The 20439-nt window shown below is 71.7% G+C and carries 21 protein-coding genes; 7 read left to right on the top strand and 14 right to left on the bottom strand.

The annotated features are described in order from the left end of the window. The first annotated feature begins 8 nt into the window (after positions 1-8). A complete protein-coding gene (locus HOO61_RS17310) occupies positions 9-707 on the top strand; it encodes a DNA alkylation repair protein (protein ID WP_172260701.1) in 699 nt (232 codons plus the stop codon). A 10-nt stretch (positions 708-717) separates the two neighbouring features. On the opposite strand, the gene HOO61_RS17315 is transcribed toward HOO61_RS17310, so the two are convergent. The 5 genes from HOO61_RS17315 to HOO61_RS17335 all read right to left on the bottom strand — a co-directional run bounded on the left by HOO61_RS17315 (position 718) and on the right by HOO61_RS17335 (position 5088). Then, positions 718-1461, bottom strand: a complete 744-nt coding sequence (locus HOO61_RS17315; RefSeq protein ID WP_172260703.1) for a sirohydrochlorin chelatase — start codon at positions 1459-1461, stop codon at positions 718-720. 100 nt (positions 1462-1561) lie between these two features. Further along, positions 1562-2305, bottom strand: a complete 744-nt coding sequence (locus tag HOO61_RS17320; RefSeq protein WP_172260705.1) for a phosphoadenylyl-sulfate reductase — start codon at positions 2303-2305, stop codon at positions 1562-1564. Beyond that, complete coding sequence (locus HOO61_RS17325) at positions 2302-2472, bottom strand: hypothetical protein (protein WP_172260707.1); 171 nt, start codon at positions 2470-2472, stop codon at positions 2302-2304. The genes HOO61_RS17320 and HOO61_RS17325 overlap by 4 nt, the downstream gene beginning before the upstream one ends. After that, on the bottom strand, positions 2472-4184 hold the full coding sequence (locus tag HOO61_RS17330; RefSeq protein WP_172260709.1) for a nitrite/sulfite reductase: 1713 nt from the start codon (positions 4182-4184) through the stop codon (positions 2472-2474). The genes HOO61_RS17325 and HOO61_RS17330 overlap by 1 nt, the downstream gene beginning before the upstream one ends. Before the next feature lie 298 nt (positions 4185-4482). Then, positions 4483-5088 (bottom strand): DUF5701 family protein, encoded by a 606-nt coding sequence (locus HOO61_RS17335; protein WP_172260711.1) that lies wholly within the window; start codon positions 5086-5088, stop codon positions 4483-4485. Positions 5089-5201: 113 nt separating this feature from the next. Between HOO61_RS17335 and HOO61_RS17340 the strand changes: the two genes are divergently transcribed. Next, positions 5202-6638, top strand: a complete 1437-nt coding sequence (locus HOO61_RS17340; protein WP_172260713.1) for a glycine hydroxymethyltransferase — start codon at positions 5202-5204, stop codon at positions 6636-6638. Here HOO61_RS17340 and HOO61_RS17345 read toward each other — a convergent pair. The 3 genes from HOO61_RS17345 to glgA all read right to left on the bottom strand — a co-directional run bounded on the left by HOO61_RS17345 (position 6631) and on the right by glgA (position 9614). Continuing rightward, positions 6631-7308: a hypothetical protein gene (locus HOO61_RS17345; RefSeq protein ID WP_172260715.1), complete on the bottom strand. Its 678-nt coding sequence runs from the start codon at positions 7306-7308 to the stop codon at positions 6631-6633. The two genes, HOO61_RS17340 and HOO61_RS17345, sit on opposite strands and share 8 nt — an antisense overlap. A gap of 98 nt (positions 7309-7406) precedes the next feature. Next, a complete protein-coding gene (locus HOO61_RS17350; protein WP_172260717.1) occupies positions 7407-8294 on the bottom strand; it encodes a DUF559 domain-containing protein in 888 nt (295 codons plus the stop codon). Positions 8295-8426: 132 nt separating this feature from the next. Next, on the bottom strand, positions 8427-9614 hold the full coding sequence (gene glgA, locus HOO61_RS17355; RefSeq protein ID WP_172260719.1) for a glycogen synthase: 1188 nt from the start codon (positions 9612-9614) through the stop codon (positions 8427-8429). 73 nt (positions 9615-9687) lie between these two features. On the opposite strand from glgA, the gene glgC reads away from it, so the two are divergent. After that, positions 9688-10941 (top strand): glucose-1-phosphate adenylyltransferase, encoded by a 1254-nt coding sequence (gene glgC / locus HOO61_RS17360; RefSeq protein ID WP_172260721.1) that lies wholly within the window; start codon positions 9688-9690, stop codon positions 10939-10941. Between the two features lie 6 nt (positions 10942-10947). Here glgC and HOO61_RS17365 read toward each other — a convergent pair whose 3' ends face one another. Genes HOO61_RS17365 through HOO61_RS17380 form a run of 4 tightly spaced genes read right to left on the bottom strand, consistent with a single transcriptional unit; the run spans position 10948 to position 13302 of the window. After that, positions 10948-12195: a DUF6596 domain-containing protein gene (locus HOO61_RS17365; protein WP_172260723.1), complete on the bottom strand. Its 1248-nt coding sequence runs from the start codon at positions 12193-12195 to the stop codon at positions 10948-10950. A gap of 8 nt (positions 12196-12203) precedes the next feature. Further along, positions 12204-12560: a YciI family protein gene (locus tag HOO61_RS17370; protein WP_172260725.1), complete on the bottom strand. Its 357-nt coding sequence runs from the start codon at positions 12558-12560 to the stop codon at positions 12204-12206. After that, positions 12557-12916: a YciI family protein gene (locus HOO61_RS17375; protein ID WP_172260727.1), complete on the bottom strand. Its 360-nt coding sequence runs from the start codon at positions 12914-12916 to the stop codon at positions 12557-12559. The genes HOO61_RS17370 and HOO61_RS17375 overlap by 4 nt, the downstream gene beginning before the upstream one ends. A 35-nt stretch (positions 12917-12951) precedes the next feature. Then, on the bottom strand, positions 12952-13302 hold the full coding sequence (locus HOO61_RS17380; protein WP_172260729.1) for a YciI family protein: 351 nt from the start codon (positions 13300-13302) through the stop codon (positions 12952-12954). A 167-nt stretch (positions 13303-13469) separates the two neighbouring features. Here HOO61_RS17380 and pgm point away from each other — a divergent pair, with 167 nt between their 5' ends. After that, entirely contained in the window at positions 13470-15113 is a 1644-nt protein-coding gene (gene pgm, locus HOO61_RS17385; protein ID WP_172260731.1) for a phosphoglucomutase (alpha-D-glucose-1,6-bisphosphate-dependent), read from the top strand. Here the strand turns inward: pgm and HOO61_RS17390 are convergent. Then, positions 15094-15435, bottom strand: a complete 342-nt coding sequence (locus tag HOO61_RS17390; protein ID WP_172260733.1) for a hypothetical protein — start codon at positions 15433-15435, stop codon at positions 15094-15096. The two genes, pgm and HOO61_RS17390, sit on opposite strands and share 20 nt — an antisense overlap. A gap of 167 nt (positions 15436-15602) precedes the next feature. Further along, positions 15603-17258 carry an acyl-CoA dehydrogenase family protein gene (locus HOO61_RS17395; protein WP_172260735.1) on the bottom strand — a complete coding sequence of 552 codons (1656 nt, stop codon included), beginning with the start codon at positions 17256-17258 and terminating at the stop codon, positions 15603-15605. A gap of 174 nt (positions 17259-17432) precedes the next feature. On the opposite strand from HOO61_RS17395, the gene HOO61_RS17400 reads away from it, so the two are divergent. From HOO61_RS17400 to HOO61_RS17410, 3 genes are read left to right on the top strand one after another with little or no spacing between them, the layout of a single operon-like run. Beyond that, positions 17433-18398, top strand: coding sequence for a YihY/virulence factor BrkB family protein (locus HOO61_RS17400; protein WP_172260737.1), 966 nt, complete (start codon positions 17433-17435; stop codon positions 18396-18398). A gap of 2 nt (positions 18399-18400) precedes the next feature. Further along, on the top strand, positions 18401-19492 hold the full coding sequence (locus tag HOO61_RS17405) for a potassium channel family protein (protein ID WP_172260739.1): 1092 nt from the start codon (positions 18401-18403) through the stop codon (positions 19490-19492). Between the two features lie 16 nt (positions 19493-19508). Further along, the gene (locus HOO61_RS17410) at positions 19509-20132 is read left to right on the top strand and encodes a hypothetical protein (protein ID WP_172260742.1); all 624 of its coding nucleotides are present in this window, start codon (positions 19509-19511) and stop codon (positions 20130-20132) included. Positions 20133-20439 lie beyond the last annotated feature (307 nt).

Here is a 20439-nt window from a genome sequence, read left to right on the forward strand (position 1 = left end):
TCCGGGGCATGACCTACGTCGGCGCGGTGCGGGCGGCCCTGGCCGAGGGGGGCGACGAGGCCAGGGCCGCCCAGCAGCAGGCCTACATGAAGTCCGAGCTGCCCTACGTCGGCCTGGGAGCCCCGGCACTGAAGGCGCTGCTGCGCCCGCTCCTGGTCGAGCACCGGTTCGTCGACCGCGCCCAGTGGGAGGCGGCGGTCCTCGAGCTGTGGGAGGACGCCGAGCACCGGGAGGAGTGGTACGCCGCGATCGCGCTCCTTCGGCATCGGGCCTACCGGGCCTGGCTCGACCCCGACCTGCTGCCGCTGCTCGAGCACCTCGTCCGCACCGGTGCGTGGTGGGACGTCGTCGACGAGATCGCCGCGCACCCGGTCGGGCAGGTGCTGCTCGACCACCGCGTGGCGGCGACGCCGGTGGTCGAGGCGTGGTCGGTGGACGCCGACAGCCTGTGGGTGCGACGTACGGCGGTGCTCGCGCAGCTGCGCCACCGCGAGCACACCGACACCGACCTGCTGGAGTGGGTGCTGGTCGCCAACCTCGACGACACGGCGTACGGCCGCGAGTTCTTCGTGCGCAAGGCGGTCGGCTGGGCGCTGCGGCAGCACGCCCGCACCGACCCGGAGTGGGTCCGCACCTTCGTGCGGGCCCACGACGACCGGCTCAGCGGGCTGTCCCGCCGCGAGGCGCTCAAGCACCTCGCTGACTGATCTCGACGACTCAGACCGGAACGAGCTCGACCGCGCCGACGGCGTAGCGGGCGAGGATCGCGCGGGCGACCGCCGGGTGTGCGCCGAGCGGGTCCGAGACCGCGACCGCGCCGGCCTCGACGGCCAGCTCGGTCGCCCGGTCGGGCAGCCGGCCGGGCGCGAGGAAGAACGAGGCGACGGCGATGTGGCGCTTGCCCTCCGCGCGGAAGGCGCGCACCGCCTCGCCGGCGGCGGGGGGAGCGGCGGAGGCGAAGGCCGCGGTCACGGGCAGGCGGTGCCGTGCGCCCCACGTGCGGGCGATGCGGGCGACCGCCTGGTTGGCGAGCGGGTCGGAGGAGCCGGCCGCGGCCAGCACCAGGGCGTCGAGCTCGCGCACCCGGGCCGCCTTGAGCGCCTCGCGCAGGCGGACGTCGAGCACCTCGAGGAAGGCGGCCTCCATGCCGAGGATGCGGCTGGCCTGGATGCGTACGCCGTCGTGGCGGGCCATGGCGGCGGCGATGGCCTCCGGCACATCGACCTTGGCGTGGTAGGCCTCGGTCAGCAGGAGCGGGACGACGACGATCTCCTCGTGACCGGCCTTGACGAGGCGGTCGACGACCGTGTCGAAGCTCGGCTTGGAGAGGTCGAGGAAGGCCGTCTCGATCTTGAGGTCGGGGCGCATCGCCTTGACCTCGGCGACGAGCGCCTTGATCGTCGCGGCCGAACGCGGGTCCCGGCTTCCGTGGGCCAGGGCAACCAGAGCAGGAGCAGCCATCAGGGGTGCCTCCGATCGTGTGTGGAGCGGTGGTGCTTCAGGTGGGGGTGCTGCGCGGCGACGGCGTTGTCGTGCGCGTGGGGTGGAGTCGTGGGGTGTGTCATGCGTGGATCCCGCACTCCGTCTTGGACGTGCCGGCCCAGCGGCCGCTGCGCGGGTCGTCGCCGGGCGCGACGCGGCGCGTGCAGGGCCAGCAGCCGATGCTGGGGTAGCCGTCGTGGACGAGCGGGTTCACCAGCACGCCGTGGTCGGCGACGTACTGCTCGACCTGCTCGTCGCTCCACCGCGCCAGGGGCGAGACCTTGACCTTGCCCTTGCGGGCGTCCCAGCCGACGACAGGGGCGATGACGCGGTTGTGGGTCTCGGCGCGGCGCAGGCCGGTGGCCCAGGCGTCGTACTCCGCCAACGTGTCGGCGAGCGGCTTGACCTTGCGCAGGGCGCAGCAGAGGTCGGGGTCGGTCTTGTAGAGGTCCTTGCCGTACTGCGCGTCCTGCTCGGCGACGGTGAGCGGGGTGCTGACGGTGCGCAGGTTGACCGGCAGGGTCGCCTCGACGGCGTCGCGGGTGCCGATGGTCTCGATGAAGTGGTAGCCGGTGTCGAGGAAGACGACGTCGATGCCGGGCGCGACCGTGGAGGCGAGGTGGGCGAGCACGGCGTCGCCCATCGAGGAGGTGATCGCGAACCGGTCGCCGAAGGTCGCGACGGCCCACTCGATGATGACCTCGGCCGGGGCGAGCTCGAGCTCGGCGCCGACGTGGGAGACGAGCTCGCGCAGCTCCTCCGGCGTACGTCCCTCGGTGTGGGTGCCCTTGAAGTCGCGGGCGGCGCGGGTGGAGAGGCTCATGCGGGTCCTCCTGCACCTTCGCCGCCGGGGTGCGGGATCATGCCGGTCATCTGGACGGTGAAGCTGCGCAGGCACGAGCGGCACTCCCACGCCCCTGCGCCCTCGCGGGGGAACAGGTTCTCGTCCCCGCAGTAGGGGCAGTAGAAGGGCTGCGCGCGCTCGGACATCAGACGGCCACCGGCTCCCCGCGGAGCAGGACGTCGTCGGCGCGGGCCACCCAGGCGGCGAAGCGCTCGCCCTCGGTGCGATCGGCCAGGTAGGCCGACACGACCGCGGTGACGTAGTCGTCGAGGCCGGCGCTGGTGACCTTGTGGGCGCGCAGCTTGCGGCCCATGGCGGGGTTGAGCCCGAGGGCGCCGCCGAGGTGCACCTGGAAGCCCTCGACCTGGCGGCCGTCGGCGTCCATGACGAGCTGGCCCTTGAGCCCGATGTCGGCGACCTGGGTGCGGGCGCAGGCGTTGGGGCAGCCGTTGACGTTGACCGAGATGTCGGTGTCGAGGTCGGGGAACCGCTTCTCGAGCTCGGTCACCAGTCGACGGGCGCGCTCCTTGGTGTCGACGATCGCCAGCTTGCAGAACTCGATGCCGGTGCAGGCCATCGTGGACCGGCGCCAGTTGCTGGGCCGGGCGGTCAGCCCGATCCTCTCGAGGTCGTCGGCGAAGGCCTCGGTGTCCTCGGCGGCGACGCCGATCACGACCAGCTTCTGGTACGCCGTCAGCCGGGCGCCGCGGGCGTCGTACCGCTCCACGAGGTCGCCGAGCGCGCTCAGCGTGGTGCCGTCGATGCGGCCCACGACCGGGGCGGCGCCGACGTAGAACCGGCCGTCCTTCTGCTCGTGGATGCCGATGTGGTCACCCTGGGCGATCGGAGCCTCGGGGGAGGGGTTGTCCACCAGCGCCCGGTGGAGGTACTCGTTCTCCAGGACCTCGCGGAACTTCTCCTTGCCCCAATCGGCGAGCAGGAACTTCAGCCGGGCCTTGGAGCGGAGGCGGCGGTAGCCGTAGTCGCGGAAGATGCCGGCGACGCCCTCCCAGGCGTCGGCGACCTCGTCGAGCGGGATCCACACGCCGAGCTTGTGGGCGAGCATCGGGTTGGTGGACAGGCCGCCGCCGACCCACAGGTCGAAGCCGGGCCCGTGCTCGGGGTGCACCGTGCCGACGAAGGCCACGTCGTTGACCTCGGGCGCGACGTCGTGGCTCGGGTGGCCGGTCAGCGCGGTCTTGAACTTGCGCGGCAGGTTGGAGAACGCCGGGTTGTCGAGCGCGCGGCGCTTGATCTCGGCGAGCGCCTCGGAGCCGTCGATGATCTCGTCCTTGGCGATGCCGGCGACGGGGGAGCCGAGGAAGGGGCGCGGGCCGTCGCCGCACGCCTCGAGCGTGCTGAGGCCGACCGCCTCGAGGCGCTCCCAGATCGCCGGGACGCTCTCGATCTCGATCCAGTGGTACTGGATGTTGTTGCGGTCGGTGATGTCGGCGGTGTTGCGGCCGTACGTCGTCGACACCTCGCCCAGCGCCCGGAGGGCGGCCGCGTCGAGGATCGCGCCGTCGGTGCGCACGCGCATCATGAAGAAGCGGTCGTCGAGCTCCTCCTCCTCGAGCTGCGCCGTCTTGCCGCCGTCGAACCCGGGCGCGCGCTGGGTGTAGAGACCCATCCAGCGGAAGCGACCACGCAGGTCGGCGGGGTCGATCGAGTCGAAGCCGCGACGCGAGTAGGTGTAGAGGATGCGGTCCCGCACGTTCAGCGGGTCGTCGTCCTTCTTGGACTGCTCGTTCTTGTTGAGCGGCTCGGTGTAGCCGAGCGCCCACTGACCCTCGGCCCGCTTGGGGCGCGGGATCTCGGTGTGCTGGGCGGCCTCGGGCGTGAAGCGGAGGTCAGGCATGGTCAGGAAGGTCCTGTTCGCTGAGGGATGCCGCGCGCGACGTTGAGCGCGGGGGGATGCAGGGGCGGCGTCAGCGATGCCAACAGGTCGCGCTGCCCACGCGCATGAGGTCGACGTGACGTCGGACCACAAGGTGTGCGTGGGTGGAAGCGGTGACCATGTCAAGAAGTCTCAGGGGTTGGACACGCCTTCCACAAGATGAAATCCCATCATGTGGGATGACGCGCCACGATGTGAGACGCAGTGTCGATGAGTCCGCTGCGAAGCGGCAGCGGGTGCGGCCCAGGTCACACCGTGGTTACGCGTGGGTACGCCGTTCGCACGACGCGATCCCCAGCCACGTGTGCCGGTTGCCCCACCAGCACCAGCCCAGCTTGGGCGCGTGGCGGCGCTCGCGCCCGTCCCGCCCGGTGCCGTTGCTGAGCCACAACGCCGGCGTGCGGGCGTCGTACGTCCCGTTGCCCCGGCGCAGCCGCGACCCGGGCGTCATGAAGCAGAGGTTGCGCTCGAGGACGTCGGGGTCCTGCAGCACCCAGTGCAGTCCTTCCGCCAGGGTCAGCGGCGAGCGGCCGGCGTCGAGGATCTCCGGCACCGACTCCTCGGGCGTCCGGTTGGCGAAGGCGTCCCCGCGGTCGAGGCCCACCGCGACGTACGGCGCCCGCGGGACCTCCACGGTGGGAGCGAAGTGGTCGACGTCGGTCATGTCCTCGACGACGAAGCCCTGCTTGTCGCCGACGCGGAGCAGGGGTGCGAGCCGGGACGCGGGGGCCGGGGTCACCAGGAGGGCGTCCGGTGGGCCGGCGGCGGCCGCCTCGTGCAGCGTGTCGGCCGGGATCCCGGCGAGGTCGTGGACACCGAGGCGGACGAGCCGCTCGGCCTGGTCGGTGAGGGAGGGGAGGGCCACGAGACATCAACGGACCGGGCGTCGTCGACGTTCCCGCGACCTCCTCGGGCGCGCGCGTCCATCACTCGCGGGGCCCGGCGCGACGGCGTCCGGAGGCCTCTAGGCTGTGGGTCATGACGGACTCCCTGATCAGCAGCGCGTACTCGCAGGCACTCGAGGTCATCGCATCGGTCGAGCCCCGCATCGCGGAGGCCACCCGCCAGGAGCTCACCGACCAGCGGGGCTCCCTCAAGCTGATCGCGTCGGAGAACTACGCCTCCCCGGCCGTGCTGCTGACGATGGGCACGTGGTTCAGCGACAAGTACGCCGAGGGCACCGTCGGGCACCGGTTCTACGCGGGCTGCCAGAACGTCGACACCGTCGAGTCGCTCGCCGCTGAGCACGCGCGTGAGCTCTTCGGCGCTCCCTACGCCTACGTCCAGCCGCACTCCGGCATCGACGCCAACCTGGTGGCCTTCTGGTCGATCCTCGCCAACAAGGTCGAGTCGCCCTACCTGGAGAAGATGCAGGCGAAGAACGTCAACGAGCTCACCGAGGCCGACTGGGAGACGCTTCGCCACGAGTTCGGCAACCAGCGCCTGCTCGGGATGTCCCTCGACGCGGGCGGCCACCTCACCCACGGCTTCCGCCCCAACATCAGCGGCAAGATGTTCCACCAGCAGCAGTACGGCACCGACCCGGAGACCGGCCTCCTCGACTACGACGCCGTCGCGGCCAAGGCGCGCGAGTTCAAGCCGCTCGTGCTAGTCGCCGGTTACTCCGCCTACCCCCGCCGGGTGAACTTCGCGAAGATGCGCGAGATCGCCGACGAGGTCGGCGCCGTGCTCATGGTCGACATGGCGCACTTCGCCGGTCTCGTCGCCGGCAAGGTGTTCACCGGCGAGGAGGACCCGGTCCCGTTCGCCCACATCACCACGACCACGACCCACAAGTCGCTGCGCGGCCCGCGCGGCGGGATGGTGCTGGCGCAGGAGGAGTTCGCCGCCGACGTCGACCGCGGCTGCCCCATGGTCCTCGGCGGCCCGCTGTCGCACGTCATGGCCGCGAAGGCCGTCGCCTTCGCCGAGGCACGGACCACGGAGTTCCAGGACTACGCGCAGCGGATCGCCGACAACGCGAAGTCGCTGGCCGAGGGCTTCCTGACCCGCGGCGCGAACCTCGTCACCGGCGGCACCGACAACCACATCGTCCTGCTCGACGTGTCGTCCTACGGCCTCACCGGTCGCCAGGCCGAGTCGGCCCTGCTCGACGCCGGCGTCGTCACCAACCGCAACTCGGTCCCGGCCGACCCCAACGGCGCCTGGTACACCTCCGGGATCCGGCTCGGCACGCCCGCCCTCACCACGCGCGGCTTCGGCCACGACGAGTTCGACACCGTGGCCGAGCTGATCGTCGACGTGCTCAGCAACACCGAGGCCGGCACCACCAAGGCCGGTGGCCCCAGCAAGGCGTCGTACGTCCTGGGCGACGGAGTCGCGGACCGCGTCACGAAGCGCTCGGCGGAGATGCTCGACAAGCACCCGCTCTACCCCGGACTCGTCCTCAGCTGACCGGGTCGCCCCCGGACGGCCGCTCGGGGAACCGGACGAGGGCGGGGTCGATGTTGACCTGCCAGGCGCGCCAGCCGAGCCAGATCCAGACGGCGAAGTGCGCCGCTCCGACGAGCGCGGCGCCGAGGGCGGCGGCCCAGCCGCCGGCAGGCCAGAGCACGAACGCCGTCACCCCGGCAGCGACGAGGGTGTTGACGACGATGATGAACATCGCCGCGCTGGCCAGGACCTGGCTCACGCTGCGCCTGGTCGCGCCCATCCCGTAGGTCTGGTAGATGCCCGGCTCGTCGTCGGTCAGCCCGGTGATGAAGTAGGGCGCGAGGGTCGGGTCGATGTGGACGTACGCCGCCCGCAGCCGGTTCATCCCCTTGATGAACATGTAGTCCTCCTGGCTGGCGTTGTGCACGCGGAAGGACGTCAGGGTCCCCGAGACCAGCAGGCTGAGGCCCATCACGATCGCCAGCAGCCGGAAGGTGGGGGAGTACGACATCGCCTGCCCGGCCAGCGCGAGGAACAACAGCGACGCCGAGGTGAACATCAGCTGGGAGGTGATCCGTCCGATCACCTCGCTCCACGTCTGGCTGCGCACCGCCAGCAGGCCCCAGTGCTCGGTCGCGAGGATCTGCGCCCGCACGGCGGGCGGCACGGGCTCGGGGCTCGGCTGGCTCATGGCGCCTCCTGGTCCACCCACGGTAGACCGGCCGATTGCGACCCGACATCCCCGATCTGTCGTACACGCGCGGACACAAGTCGGTCGCGACGAACGACTCACGCAGCGACCGGCCACGCCGCGAAGGCTTCGGTCCGCGCGTCTACGCCGATCGTGCGACAGATGACCTCGCGGACCCAGGTCGGCCGGAACATCACGTCGTCCCACGTGAAGCGAAGGACGGTCCACCCGTCGGCACTCAGGAGTGTGTAGCGCCGCACGTCCTTGAGGAAGCCCTTGCGATCGCCGTGCCACTCATAGGATTCGCACTCGATCACCAGCCGACGCTCCCGATCCACGAGGTCCGGGCACGCCCAGTAGTGGTCGGCCGACAGCACCACCTGTGGCGTGACGTCCAGGCCGGGGACCTGGAGGCAGATGGCGCGCGTGACGGACTCGAAGGGGTTGGCCGCGCGAGCGTCGGCGGCTCGACCGATGCGTCGCACCTTCGCGCTGCCGGCGCCGCGAACCTGGGCGACGACACGCCTCAGGGTCACGTCCTCACCGTGGCGCAGAGCGGAGTCTGCGATTGTCAGCGCTTCGTCGTCGGGCAACGATCGCAGGCACTGGAGCAGGGTCAGCTCCCGGCTGGTGGCGATACCGGTGACGTCGTCGGGCCCGAGGTCCGCACGGTGCAGGACCACTTGCTCGCGCCACGCACGAGGGACGTTGCGGTTGCGGGGGAAGACCACGTGCGGCCTGTCGGGCTGGGCCTTGACCTCCCAACCATGGTGGAGCGCTGCGCTCGTCAGGGCGAGACGGCCGTTGACCCGGTAGGCCGTTGTGGATGCGGCATCAACGTCCGGCCTTGCGTAGCGCCCATGGGAGAGCACGACGACCGCGCCGGAGCGCAGGGCCGCATCGACCTCGGCCCGCGACGTGGCGCGGATCAGCTCCGCGCGGGTGGCGAGTCCACCACTGCGTCGGATCACCTCGCCCACTTCCATGGCGCCACCCTGCCCGCCTCGCGGCATTCCTGCGCTCGTTCTCCACAGGACGTAGACACGCGGACAGATGTCGCGCGGCGGCCGCGTGCTGGGCGTGACGCGAGGTTCTCGAGGGTGGTTGTGTCCGCGCGTCTACGTGAGCGAGCGGTAGAGGTCGTGCGTGCGGGCGGCGATGGAGCCCCAGCTGAAGGACTCCTCGGCGCGGCGGCGGCCGGCGACGCCGTAGGCGCGGGCGCGGTCGGGGTCGGACACGGCGTCGGTGAGCGCGGCGGCGAGGTCGGCGACGTACGTCTCGGGGTCGAGCGGGGTGCCGGTGCCGTCGGTGGCCTGGTCGATCGGGACGAGCCAGCCGGTCTCGCCGTGGACGACGACCTCCGGGATGCCGCCGGTCGCAGTCGCGACGACCGCGGTCTCGCAGGCCATCGCCTCGAGGTTGACGATGCCGAGCGGCTCGTAGATCGACGGGCAGGCGAAGACGGTGGCGGCGGTCAGCAGGGCGACCACGTCGGGTCGCGGCAGCATCTCGGCGATCCACACGACGCCGGACCGGGTGGCGGCGAGGTCGTCGACCAGGCCGCGGACCTCGGCCTCGATCTCCGGGGTGTCGGGCGCACCGGCGCACAGCACGAGCTGGACGTCGGGCGGCAGGGCGGCGGCGGCGCGCAGGAACAGCGGGAGTCCCTTCTGCCGGGTGATGCGACCGACGAAGATCACGCTGGGACGGTCGGGGTCGACGCCGAGCTCGCGGACGCGGTCGGGGTTCGCCACCGGCGCCCACTCGGTCGTGTCGATGCCGTTGTGCACCACGTGCACGCGCGCCGGGTCGACGTTCGGATAGCTGCGCAGCACGTCGTCGCGCATCGCGGCGCTGACCGCGACGATGCCGGCCGCGCCCTCGTACGCCGTCCGCTCGGCCCAGCTCGACAGGGCGTAGCCGCCGCCGAGCTGCTCGGCCTTCCACGGCCGCATCGGCTCGAGCGAGTGCGCGCTGACGACGTGGGGGATGCCGTGCATCAGCCCGGCGAGGTGGCCGGCCATGTTGGCGTACCAGGTGTGTGAGTGGACGAGGTCGGCGCCGTCGCAGTCGTCGACCATCGCGAGGTCGACGCCCAGGGTGCGGATCGCCGGGTTGGCCCCTGCCAGCGACGACGGCTCGTCGTACGCCGTCGTGCCGGGCTCCGAGCGCGGGGCACCGAAGCAGCGCACCCGCGCGTCGACGTCGGGCAGCACCCGCAGCGCGCGGACGAGCTCGGCGACGTGCACGCCGGCCCCGCCGTAGACCTCCGGTGGGTACTCCTTGCTCAGGACGTCGATGCGCATGGGGCGAACCTAGTCGCAAAACGCGGTCCCGAGGGAGGTCGACCGCGCCCCTGCGGACGGCTAGTTTCGTCGCATGCCCAACACGCCCCCGCGCAAGAAGGTGCTCGCCGTCGTCCTGGCCGGTGGTGAGGGCAAGCGCCTGATGCCGCTGACGGCCGACCGCGCCAAGCCAGCGGTGCCGTTCGGCGGCATCTACCGCCTGATCGACTTCGCGCTGTCGAACGTCGTGAACTCCGGCTACCTCAAGGTCGTCGTGCTGACGCAGTACAAGTCGCACAGCCTGGACCGCCACGTCACCACGACCTGGCGCATGTCGCAGCTGCTGGGCAACTACGTCACCCCCGTGCCGGCGCAGCAGCGCGTCGGGAAGCGGTGGTACCTCGGCAGCGCCGACGCGATCTTCCAGTCGCTCAACCTGCTCACCGACGAGCAGCCCGACATCGTGGTCGTGGTGGGTGCCGACCACGTCTACCGGATGGACTTCGCGCAGATGGTGGCCGACCACGTCGAGTCCGGCGCCGGGTGCACGGTCGCCGCCATCCGCCAGCCGATCAGCCTGGCCGACCAGTTCGGCGTCATCGACGTCGACCCGTCGAGCCCGAGCCGGATCCGGGCGTTCCTCGAGAAGCCGACCGACCCGGTGGGCCTGCCCGACTCGCCCGAGGAGGTGCTGGCCAGCATGGGCAACTACGTCTTCGACGCCGACGCCCTGCGCGACGCCGTCACCCGCGACGCCGCGCGCGAGCAGTCCAAGCACGACATGGGCGGCGACATCGTGCCGTGGTTCGTCGACAAGTCGGAGTCGGCCGTCTACGACTACAAGGACAACGAGGTGCCCGGCGCGACCGACCGCGACCGCGGCTACTGGCGTGACGTCGGGACGATGCGGTCCTACTACGACGCCCACCTCGACCTGGTCTCGCCGCTGCCGGTCTTCAACCTCTACAACACTGCGTGGCCGATCTACACGAGCTACGGCCCCCACCCGCCGGCCAAGCTGGTCGAGGGCGCCAGCGGGGCGCAGGTGTCGACGTTCAACTCGATCCTCTCGCCCGGTGTCGTCGTCAGCGGCGGCACCGTCAACAAGTCGGTGCTCTCGCCGGCGGTGTGGGTCAAGGACGGCGCGGAGGTGTCCGACTCGGTCCTCATGGACGGTGTCCGCGTCGGCGAGGGCGCGATCGTGCGCAACGCGATCATCGACAAGGGCGTCGTCGTCCCGCCCGGCGTGCAGATCGGGGTGGACCAGGAGGCCGACCGCGCGCGGGGGTTCGTGGTGGACGAGGGACTCACGGTCCTCGCCAAGCAGCAGGTCGTCCCGGAGGACTGAACCCGTTCAGCTCGACGGCAGCGCGTCGCGCTGGGCGACGAGGAACGCGGTCTCGACGTCGTTGCGGCAGGCCGTGATCGCCTGGTCGTACGCCGCCCGCGCGGCGTCGACGTCGCCTGCCCGGGACAGCAGCTCGGCGCGCACCGCGGCGGGCCGGTGGCTCTGGGGGAGCTCCAGCCCCTCGAGCGCGTCGAGGCCGGCGGCCGGTCCGTGCTGCTCGGCGACCGCGACCGCCCGGGCGAGCCGGGCCGCGGGTGAGGGCGCCACCTGCAGCAGGACGTCGTACAGCTCCACGACGCGGTCCCAGCGCGTGTCCTCGGCGCTCGGTGCGGTCGCGTGCTCGGCAGCGATCCGCGCCTGCAGGACGTACGACGCCGCGAGCGGGGTCAGGAGGCCCGAGAGCTGCGGCCGGGCGAGCAGTCGCGTCGCCTCGGCGATCTCGTCGTGGTGCCACCGGGTGCGGTCCTGGTCGGCGAGGAGCACCAGCCGACCGTCCCTCACCCGGGCGTCGCGCCGGGAGTGCTGCAGCAGCATCAGCGCCAGCAGGGCGACGAGCGCCGGCTCGTCCGGACGCAGCGCCAGCACGACGCGCACCAGCCGGATGGCCTCCCCGGACTGCTCAGCGCGCAGCAGGTCGGGGCCCGTGCCGGGGGAATAGCCGGCGGTGAAGGCGAGGTAGGCGGTCTGCGCGACGATCCCGAGCCGCTCGGGCAGCACGTCCGCGTCGGGCACGGCGAACGGGATGCCGGCTCCGACGATGCGCTTCTTGGCGCGGGTGATCCGGGCCGCCATCGTCGCCTCGGGGACGAGGAAGAGCCGGGCGATGTCCACCGTCGGGACGCCGAGGACCAGGCGCAGGCTGAGCGCGCTGGCCGACTCCGGAGCGAGGGCCGGGTGGGCGCACATGAGCACGAGGCGCAGCACGTCGTCCTCGACCAGGCTGCCGGCGTCGGCCATGGTGCGGACTCCTTCCTGGCGCTGCGCCGCGTCGACGAGGAGGAGCGGCTCCTTGCGCCGGGCCACCTCCTCGGTGCGGAGCCGGTCGAGCACACGGCGCCGCGCTGCGGTCAGCAGCCAGGCCGGGGGGTTGTCCGGCGCGCCGTCGACGGGCCACGTCCGGCTGGCGGCCTCGACGGCGTCGCCCAGCGCGTCCTCCACGAGGTCGAGACGCCGGAACTGCGCGAGGAGGAGGGCGACGAGGCGGCCCCACTCCTCGCGCACGACCTGCTCGAGGTCGGTCGCGCCGCCACCCACGTGCTCGCTCAGAGCTCCACGTCCACCGTCGGGTGGATCTGGATGTCGTAGGGCGGCAGCACCTGCAGCAGCTCCACGACGACGTCGAGGTCGGGAGCCTCCAGCAGGTAGAACCCACCCATGCCCTCGATGACCTCGGCGTAGGGCCCGTCGGTCAGCTCGACCTTCCCGCCCGTCGTCCGCATGACCGTGGCGTCGCGGGGTCCGCTCAGCGCCTCACCGGCCAGCAGGCGTACGCCGTCTCGCTCGGCGCACGCGACGTCGAACGCGCCGAACTTCGCCATCGCGGCGCCCTGCTCCTCGTCCGTCTGCTCGGACCACGGCTTCTCCGCGCCGTCGCCGATCAGCAGCACCAGGTACTTCATGACGGACGCTCCTCGGGGCTGACGCACTGACGGACCTCCACGGCGTCGCCGGTGGCGGCGAGCAGCCGGCAGCAGTCCAGCAGGTCGTCGAGGTCGCCGGACTCGATGATGTAGAACCCGCCCACCTGCTCGCGCGTCTCGGCCCACGGCCCGTCGGTGACCACAGTCGTGTCGGGCGCGATGGTCCGCGCCTCCGACGCGCGTCGCAGCTCCGCGCCGCCGACGATCTTGTGGCCACGCTCGTGCACCTGCTGCGAGAAGGCGTCGTGCTGGGCGTAGCCCGCCCGGCGCTCCTCCTCCGTCATGTCCCACCATCGCTCGGCGTCGCCCATCAGCAGCACCACGTACTCAGTCATGTCTCCTCCTCACTCCGTCATCCCAATCCGTCATCTCACTGGGCCAGCTTGCGGAGCTCGATGTGCTCGCCGCGTGCGGCGAAGCGCGTGCATGCCTCCCGCAGCGCGGTCCCGTCCTCGGTGTCGACGAGGTAGAAGCCGACCACCTGCTCCGCGGTCTCGCTGAAGGGACCGTCGGTGACCAGTGCGCCGCCGGACCCGTCGGGACGCATCGACGTCGCCTGCGCGGAGGGCTCGAGGGGGCTGACCGTGACGAGGGTGTGCCCCTCGGCCTCGAGGTCACGTTGGAACTGCTGGTGGGAGCGGTGTCCCTTCTCGTGCTCCTCGGGCGGCAGGTCGGCCCAGTCGGCCTCGGGTGCGGGCAGCAGGATCAGGTAGCGGCTCATCAGTCGCTGGCTCCTTCGGGTCGCGGACCGCAGGACTGCGGCCTCACCACTGTGACGGACCGGGCCCGCCCGGATCGACAGCCGACACGACACATTTCCCGACCGCGTGCGACACACCTCCCCCCGGGTCTTGCCCAACCCACGTCGCGACCCGCCAAGATGGGCCCATGGCCACCCACGAGAGAGCCGGACAGCCCGCCCGCACCGAGGACCTGGTGGACGTCTCCCACCTCGTGACGGCCTACTTCGACCTCGAGCCCGACCCCGACGACGTCTCGCAGCAGGTCGCCTTCGGCACCAGCGGCCACCGGGGCACGTCGCTCACCACCTCGTTCAACGAGGTCCACATCGCCGCGACGACGCAGGCGATCTGCGACTACCGCAAGGAGCAGGGCTACGACGGCCCGCTCTTCATCGGCCGCGACACCCACGCCCTGTCCGAGCCCGCCTGGGCCACGGCGCTGGAGGTGCTGGTCGCCAACGACGTCACGGTGCTTGTCGACGACCGCGACGGCTTCACGCCCACCCCGGCCGTCAGCCATGCCATCCTGCGCGCCAACCAGGGACGTACGACGGGCGCGGGGCTGGCCGACGGGATCGTGGTGACCCCGTCGCACAACCCGCCCCAGGACGGCGGCTTCAAGTACAACCCGCCGCACGGAGGTCCGGCCGACTCCGACGCCACCAGCGTGATCGCGGCCCGCGCCAACGAGCTCATCCGCGGCAACATCGCAGGCGTGCGCCGCGTCTCGTTCGCCAAGGCACGCGCCGCGGTGGGGTCCTACGACTTCCTCGGCACCTACGTCGACGACCTGCCGTCGGTGCTCGACCTCGATGCGGTGCGCGACGCCGGCGTGCGGATCGGCGCCGACCCGCTGGGCGGTGCGAGCGTCGCCTACTGGGGCGAGATCGCCGAGCGGCACCGGCTCGACCTCTCGGTGGTCAACCCGCTGGTCGACCCCACCTGGCGGTTCATGACGCTCGACTGGGACGGCAAGATCCGGATGGACTGCTCCTCGCCCCACGCCATGGCCTCGCTGGTCGGCCGCAAGGACGAGTACGACGTCGCGACCGGCAACGACGCCGACGCCGACCGGCACGGCATCGTCACGCCCGACGCCGGCCTGATGAACCCCAACCACTTCCTCGCGGTCGCGATCGCCCACCTCTTCGGCGGCGCGCGGCCCGGCTGGCCCGAGGACACGCGCATCGGCAAGACGCTCGTGTCGAGCTCGATGATCGACCGGGTGGCCGAGTCGATCGGCAAGCCGCTGGTGGAGGTGCCGGTCGGCTTCAAGTGGTTCGTGCCCGGCCTGATGGACGGGTCCTTCGGGTTCGGCGGCGAGGAGTCGGCCGGTGCGTCGTTCCTGCGCCGCGACGGCTCCACCTGGACCACCGACAAGGACGGCCTCCTGCTCGCACTGCTCGCGAGCGAGATCCTGGGTGCCACCGGGAAGACGCCCAGCCAGCACTACGGCGAGCTGGTCGCCCGGCACGGCGACCCGGCGTACGCCCGCATCGACGCCCCGGCCACGCGCGAGGAGAAGGCCAAGCTGGGCGCCCTCTCGCCCGACGACGTGACGGCCACGACGCTGGCGGGGGAGGAGATCACCGGCAAGCTCACCGAGGCCCCGGGCAACGGCGCGAAGATCGGCGGGCTCAAGGTGACGACGGAGTCGGCGTGGTTCGCCGCGCGGCCCAGCGGCACCGAGGACGTCTACAAGATCTACGCGGAGTCGTTCCGCGGTCCTGAGCACCTCGCCCAGGTGCAGGACGAGGCGCGGGAGGTCGTCAGCGCAGCGCTGGGGTGACGAAGTACTGCTCGCCCCGCGAGGGGTGCGGCACCGTGACGGGTCCGGCCTCGATCGGCCCGCGCTCGGTGCCGCCGTGCGAGCGGACGTCGGCGTCGTCGCCGTCCATCTGCGTGCGGTTGAAGCGCACCGCCGTGACGGCGTCGAGCCGGACCAGCGCCTGACCGTCGCCGTCGTCGAGGACCGCACCGAGACCGTCGCAGCCGATCACGCGTCCCTGGAGCCAGCTGTCCGCGACCAGGACGCTGACCTCCGCGCCCGTGTCCTCGGCCCGGCGCAGCAAGGTCCCCACGCTGAGCATCGTGCTCGAGATCTTCGTCATCCCCCACCTCCCCACAAGGCATCACCCACACGATGTGGGTGCGGCGAACCTAGGGCTAGACGCGGTCGTCGTAGGGCGGTTGGCGCCAGGCTGGGACGAGCGTGGGGCAGGACTTCGACGAACCTGCGACGAGCCTGCGGGACAGGTCCTCGGGTGGTGTGGACCAGTCAGGCCGGCCGCGGCGTCGCCCGGTCTACGACCTCGCGGAGCGACCCGCTGTCGAGCATCCCGAAGGTGCCGCCGTACGACGTCCCGAACCGGCTGCCGCAGAAGGCGTCGGCCACCTCGGCCGGCGCGAACCGCACGAGCAGCGAGCCCTGCAGGCACGCGGCCATCCGGCCGGCGAGCCGGCGTGCTCCGGCCTCGAGCCCAGCGCCCTCGCCGAGGAGGGCGAGCGTGTCGTCGACGGCGCGGTCGAGCCGGCTGTCGGCCCCGCGGGCGGCGCCGACCTCGGTGATCCAGGCCTGGAGCACCTCGGGCTCGCGGCCGAGCGCGCGCAGCACGTCGAGCGCGTTGACGTTGCCCGAGCCCTCCCAGATGGAGTTGAGGGGAGACTCGCGGAACATCAGCGGGAGCCCGGAGTCCTCGACGTAGCCGTTGCCGCCGAGGCACTCCAGCGCCTCGGCGACCATCGCCGGCGTGCGCTTGCACACCCAGAACTTCGCCAGCGGCAGCGCGATCCTGCGCAGCGCCACCTCGTGCGGGTCGCCGGGGCGGTCCACGGCTGCTGCGAGCCGCATGGCGAGCGCGGTGGCGGCCTCGGACTCGACGGCAAGGTCAGCGACGACGTTCTGCATGAGCGGCTTGTCGACGAGCAGGCCGCCGAAGGCCGAGCGGTGCGCGACGTGCCACGACGCCTCGGAGAGCGCGTGGCGCATGAGCGCCGCCGAGCCGAGGACGCAGTCGAGCCGGGTGGCGGCGACCATCTCGATGATCGTCCGCACGCCGCGGCCCTCGTCGCCGAGACGCTGGGCCAGTGTGCCGGTGAGCTCGAGCTCGCTCGAGGCGTTGGACCGGTTGCCGAGCTTGTCCTTGAGCCGCACCACGTCGATGCGGTTGCGGGTGCCGTCCTCGAGCACGCGCGGGACGACGAAGCACGTCATCTGGCCGTCGGCCTGGGCCAGCACGAGGAAGACGTCGTTCATCGGGGCGGAGGTGAACCACTTGTGCCCGTCCAGGCGGTACCACCCGTCGTCGGACGTCGGCGTCGCCTGCGTCTGGTTGGCGCGCACGTCGGAGCCACCCTGCTTCTCGGTCATGCCCATGCCGGCGAGGGCGCCGGCCTTGGTGGTGCGGCTGCGGACGCCCGGGTCGTAGGAGCGCGCTGCCAGCAGCGGCGTCCACTCCTCCGCGATGGCCTTGTCCGCCCGCAGCGCCGGCACGGCGGCGTACGTCATCGAGATCGGACAGCCGTGGCCCGGCTCGGTCTGCGACCACGCGAGGAAGCCGGCAGCGCGGCGCAGGTGGGCGTGCGGGTCGCCGGCCTCCTGCTGCTCCCACGGCGCCGCCTGCAGCCCGTGGCCGACCGCCCGCTCCATCAGCCAGTGCCACGACGGGTGGAACTCGACCTCGTCGACGCGGTTGCCCCAGCGGTCGTACGACGTCAGCTCGGGGTGGTGTCGGTTGGCGAGCATGCCGTGCTCGCGCGCCTCCTCGGTGCCCGCCTCCGCACCGAGCGGAGCCAGCTCGTCGACGAGCGCGGGCGACCCGTGCCGGACCAGCGCCTCGGTGAGGGCGAGGTCGGCGGTGACGACGTTGTGCCCGACGAGGGGCGGCGCCTGGTTGGTCGCGGTGCGGGCGTCGTGGGTGGTGCGGTCGCTCATGCGGGGTCCCTGCGACGTTGTTCGGGGGAGCGAAGCGGAGGAGAAGAACGTCGTGGGGTGTTCATGGGGTCACCGTAGGCGCGGTCGCGCCCCGGCGTGACGCCGCCCACGTCGTACGTCGAACCGCCGCGCGGGTCCGGTCCATCGGCGCGCCGTCTCGATAGCGTGGCCGACATGGTCGAGGCGCGCGAGGACACCCCTGCCCCGCGCCGCGCGGAGGTGCTGCTGCGGCGGTGGCGCGAGCACCTGTGGCGGATCATCGTCACGACCGTCGGCTCCTGCCTGCGCCACCGCGTCACCGGGCTCGCCGCCGAGGCGGCGTTCTTCGCTGTGCTGTCGGTCCCGCCGCTCATCTTCGCGCTGGCCGGAGCGGTGGGCTTCGTCAGCGAGCGGTTCACCGCGACCCAGGTCGAGGACGTGAGCAACGCGGTGCTCGAGGTCTCGCGCCAGGCGCTCACCGACCGGGCCGTCGACCGCATCATCGCGCCGACCCTCCAGGAGGTGCTCGACGGCGGACGCTACGACGTGATCTCGATCGGCTTCGTCCTCGCGCTCTGGTCGGGCTCGCGCGCGCTCAACGTCTTCGTCGACACCATCACGATCATGCACGGGCTGGGCGGCCACCGGGGGATCGTCGCCACCCGCGCCCTGTCCTTCGTGCTCTACGTCCTGGCGATGGTGACCGGAGCCGTGAGCATCCCGCTCGTGGTCGCCGGACCGACCCTGGTCGACCGGGTGCTGCCCGAGCGGCTCGACTTCGTCAACGAGCTCTACTGGCCGGTCGTGCTCGTGCTGTGCATCTGCTTCCTCGCCACGCTCTACCACGTGTCCGTGCCGGTGCGGACCAACTGGAGCTTCAACCTCCCCGGCGCCGTGTTCGCCCTCTTCTGCTGGATCGCCGGCTCCTACACGCTGCGCTGGGTGCTCACGGTGACCGCTGCGGAGTCCCGCTCGATCTACGGTCCGCTGGCCGCGCCCATCGCCGTGCTGCTGTGGCTCTACCTGCTCGCGCTCGCCGTGCTCATCGGCGCCGCGGTCAACGCCGCCTTCGACACCGTCTTCCCGCAGAAGAGCACGACGCGCGCCCGGCTGGAGCTGGTGCAGCGGCTGCGCGAGCGGATCAGCGTGCGAGACTCCTGACCGTGCGTGCCGACAGCGTCCACCCGAGCGTGGGACGGGTCTCCCTCCCGGAGCAGGACCGGTCGCCGTGGTGGGAGCTCGGCAGGCGCCTCCTCGCCGCGCTTGCGATCCTCGTCGGCACGGTGCTCCTGGTCTACCTCGACCGGGACGGCTACACGGACGGCAACGACCCCACCGACACGATCAGCTGGATCGATGCGATCTACTACACGACCGTCACGCTCAGCACGACCGGCTACGGCGACATCGCACCGGTGTCCGACCAGGCCCGCCTGGTCAACGCGTTCATCATCACGCCGGCCCGCATCGCCTTCCTCGTCCTGCTGATCGGCACCACCCTCGAGGTCCTTGCCTCGCAGGGACGAGAGATGTTCCGGGTCGCCCGGTGGAGGAGGAGGAGCATGGACCAGCACGTCGTCGTGATCGGCTACGGCACCAAGGGCCGCAGCGCCATCGAGACCCTGCTGAACAACGGCTACCACCGCGAGTCGATCGTGGTCGTCGACCCGGAGCCCGCCGCGATGGACGAGGCCAACCGCGACCAGCTCGTCGGCATCGCGGGCGACGCCACCCGACGCGGCGTGCTGCGCCAGGCGGGCGTGGAGAAGGCCACCCACGTCATCATCACGACCGACCGCGACGACTCCAACGTGCTGGTCACGCTGACCGTGCGCCAGGTCAACCCCGACGCTTGGATCGTCGCCTCGGTCCGCGAGCACGAGAACGTGCCCCTCATGCGACAGTCCGGCGCCAACTCGGTGATCACCTCCTCCGACGCCGTGGGCCGGCTGCTCGGGCTGTCGTCCATGTCGCCGATGCTCGGGTCGGTCATGGAGGACCTGATGACCTACGGCGAGGGCCTCGAGGTCGCCGAGCGCGACCTGCTGGTCACCGAGGTCGGCAAGCAGCCGCAACGGCTCCCCGACCAGGTCATCGCCGTCGTGCGCGACGAGAAGGTCTACCGCTACTTCGACCCCGTGGTCTCCCTGCTCGCGCGCGGCGACCGCCTGATCGTCATCCGCCCGGCCAAGGAGCTCCCGTGGGCGCCGCGTCCCGGCACCCACGGCGAGGACCTGGCCGACGAGGACGACTGACGAGGACGACCGACCTGTGATCGCCTCGCACCGCCACCGCTTCGTCTTCGTCAAGACCCGCAAGACCGCCGGCACCAGCCTCGAGATCGCCCTCTCGCGCCACTGCGGCCCGGCCGACATCGTCACCCGGATCAGCCCGGAGGACGAGGAGCTGCGCACCGCCGCCGGGGGCGTCGGACCGCAGAACGACGACACCGACCCCAGCTCGTACGCCCACATGGGCGCCCGCCGCGTCATCGAGGTCCTCGGCCGCGACACGTGGGACGCCTACTTCACCTTCGCGGTGGAGCGGAACCCCTTCGACGTGGTCGCCTCGTCCTACCGCTACAGCGCCCGCAAGCCGACGTTCACCAAGTCCTTCGCCGAGTTCGTCCGCACGCCCAAGCGGATGGAGCGCCTGGCCCTCAACGAGCGGCTCTACCGCCTCGACGGCCAGGTGGTCGTCGACCGGGTCTACCGCTACGAGGAGCTGCCAGCCGCGGTCGCGGACATGTCCGCCCGCCTCGGCATCGCGCTCGACCTGCCGCACGCCAAGCAGGGGAGCGGGCCGCACTACCGCGAGCTCTACGGCCCCGGCGACGCCGACATCGTGGCGCAGCGCTTCGAGCGCACCATCCGGGAGTTCGGCTACGAGTTCTAGCGGCCCTGCCGGCCGTGCGTCACAGCGCGTGGCCGGCAGGGCCTCGACCGAGCGCCCCACGCAGCTCGATCTGCCCGGGAGGTGCTGATCGGGGTCGCCCTGATACACGCGCTCACCCCTGGGGCGGGGGGCGACCACAAAACCGATGATTCGGCCGCGCTCCTCGCGTGAATGCGAGAGAATTACACGGTTGATCTTCTCTCATCGGCGTGGCGCCCTTGACATTTGCATCCTACGATCGCTTCTTGTGCCCCATCAGCAACAAGAGCATCACTCGTCACAGCGACCTTCCGCGCCCATCTCGGGC

The organism is Nocardioides sp. zg-1230 (assembly GCF_013155335.1).
GTDB lineage: Bacteria > Actinomycetota > Actinomycetes > Propionibacteriales > Nocardioidaceae > Nocardioides.

Coding starts and splice junctions, on each gene's coding strand:
- HOO61_RS17310 (WP_172260701.1), top strand. CDS start 9: ATGACCTACGTCGGCGCGGTGCGGGCGGCCCTGGCCGAGGGGGGCGAC.
- HOO61_RS17315 (WP_172260703.1), bottom strand. CDS start 1,461: ATGGCTGCTCCTGCTCTGGTTGCCCTGGCCCACGGAAGCCGGGACCCG.
- HOO61_RS17320 (WP_172260705.1), bottom strand. CDS start 2,305: ATGAGCCTCTCCACCCGCGCCGCCCGCGACTTCAAGGGCACCCACACC.
- HOO61_RS17325 (WP_172260707.1), bottom strand. CDS start 2,472: ATGTCCGAGCGCGCGCAGCCCTTCTACTGCCCCTACTGCGGGGACGAG.
- HOO61_RS17330 (WP_172260709.1), bottom strand. CDS start 4,184: ATGCCTGACCTCCGCTTCACGCCCGAGGCCGCCCAGCACACCGAGATC.
- HOO61_RS17340 (WP_172260713.1), top strand. CDS start 5,202: ATGACGGACTCCCTGATCAGCAGCGCGTACTCGCAGGCACTCGAGGTC.
- HOO61_RS17345 (WP_172260715.1), bottom strand. CDS start 7,308: ATGAGCCAGCCGAGCCCCGAGCCCGTGCCGCCCGCCGTGCGGGCGCAG.
- HOO61_RS17350 (WP_172260717.1), bottom strand. CDS start 8,294: ATGGAAGTGGGCGAGGTGATCCGACGCAGTGGTGGACTCGCCACCCGC.
- glgA (WP_172260719.1), bottom strand. CDS start 9,614: ATGCGCATCGACGTCCTGAGCAAGGAGTACCCACCGGAGGTCTACGGC.
- glgC (WP_172260721.1), top strand. CDS start 9,688: ATGCCCAACACGCCCCCGCGCAAGAAGGTGCTCGCCGTCGTCCTGGCC.
- HOO61_RS17370 (WP_172260725.1), bottom strand. CDS start 12,560: ATGAAGTACCTGGTGCTGCTGATCGGCGACGGCGCGGAGAAGCCGTGG.
- HOO61_RS17375 (WP_172260727.1), bottom strand. CDS start 12,916: ATGACTGAGTACGTGGTGCTGCTGATGGGCGACGCCGAGCGATGGTGG.
- HOO61_RS17380 (WP_172260729.1), bottom strand. CDS start 13,302: ATGAGCCGCTACCTGATCCTGCTGCCCGCACCCGAGGCCGACTGGGCC.
- pgm (WP_172260731.1), top strand. CDS start 13,470: ATGGCCACCCACGAGAGAGCCGGACAGCCCGCCCGCACCGAGGACCTG.
- HOO61_RS17390 (WP_172260733.1), bottom strand. CDS start 15,435: ATGACGAAGATCTCGAGCACGATGCTCAGCGTGGGGACCTTGCTGCGC.
- HOO61_RS17395 (WP_172260735.1), bottom strand. CDS start 17,258: ATGAGCGACCGCACCACCCACGACGCCCGCACCGCGACCAACCAGGCG.
- HOO61_RS17400 (WP_172260737.1), top strand. CDS start 17,433: ATGGTCGAGGCGCGCGAGGACACCCCTGCCCCGCGCCGCGCGGAGGTG.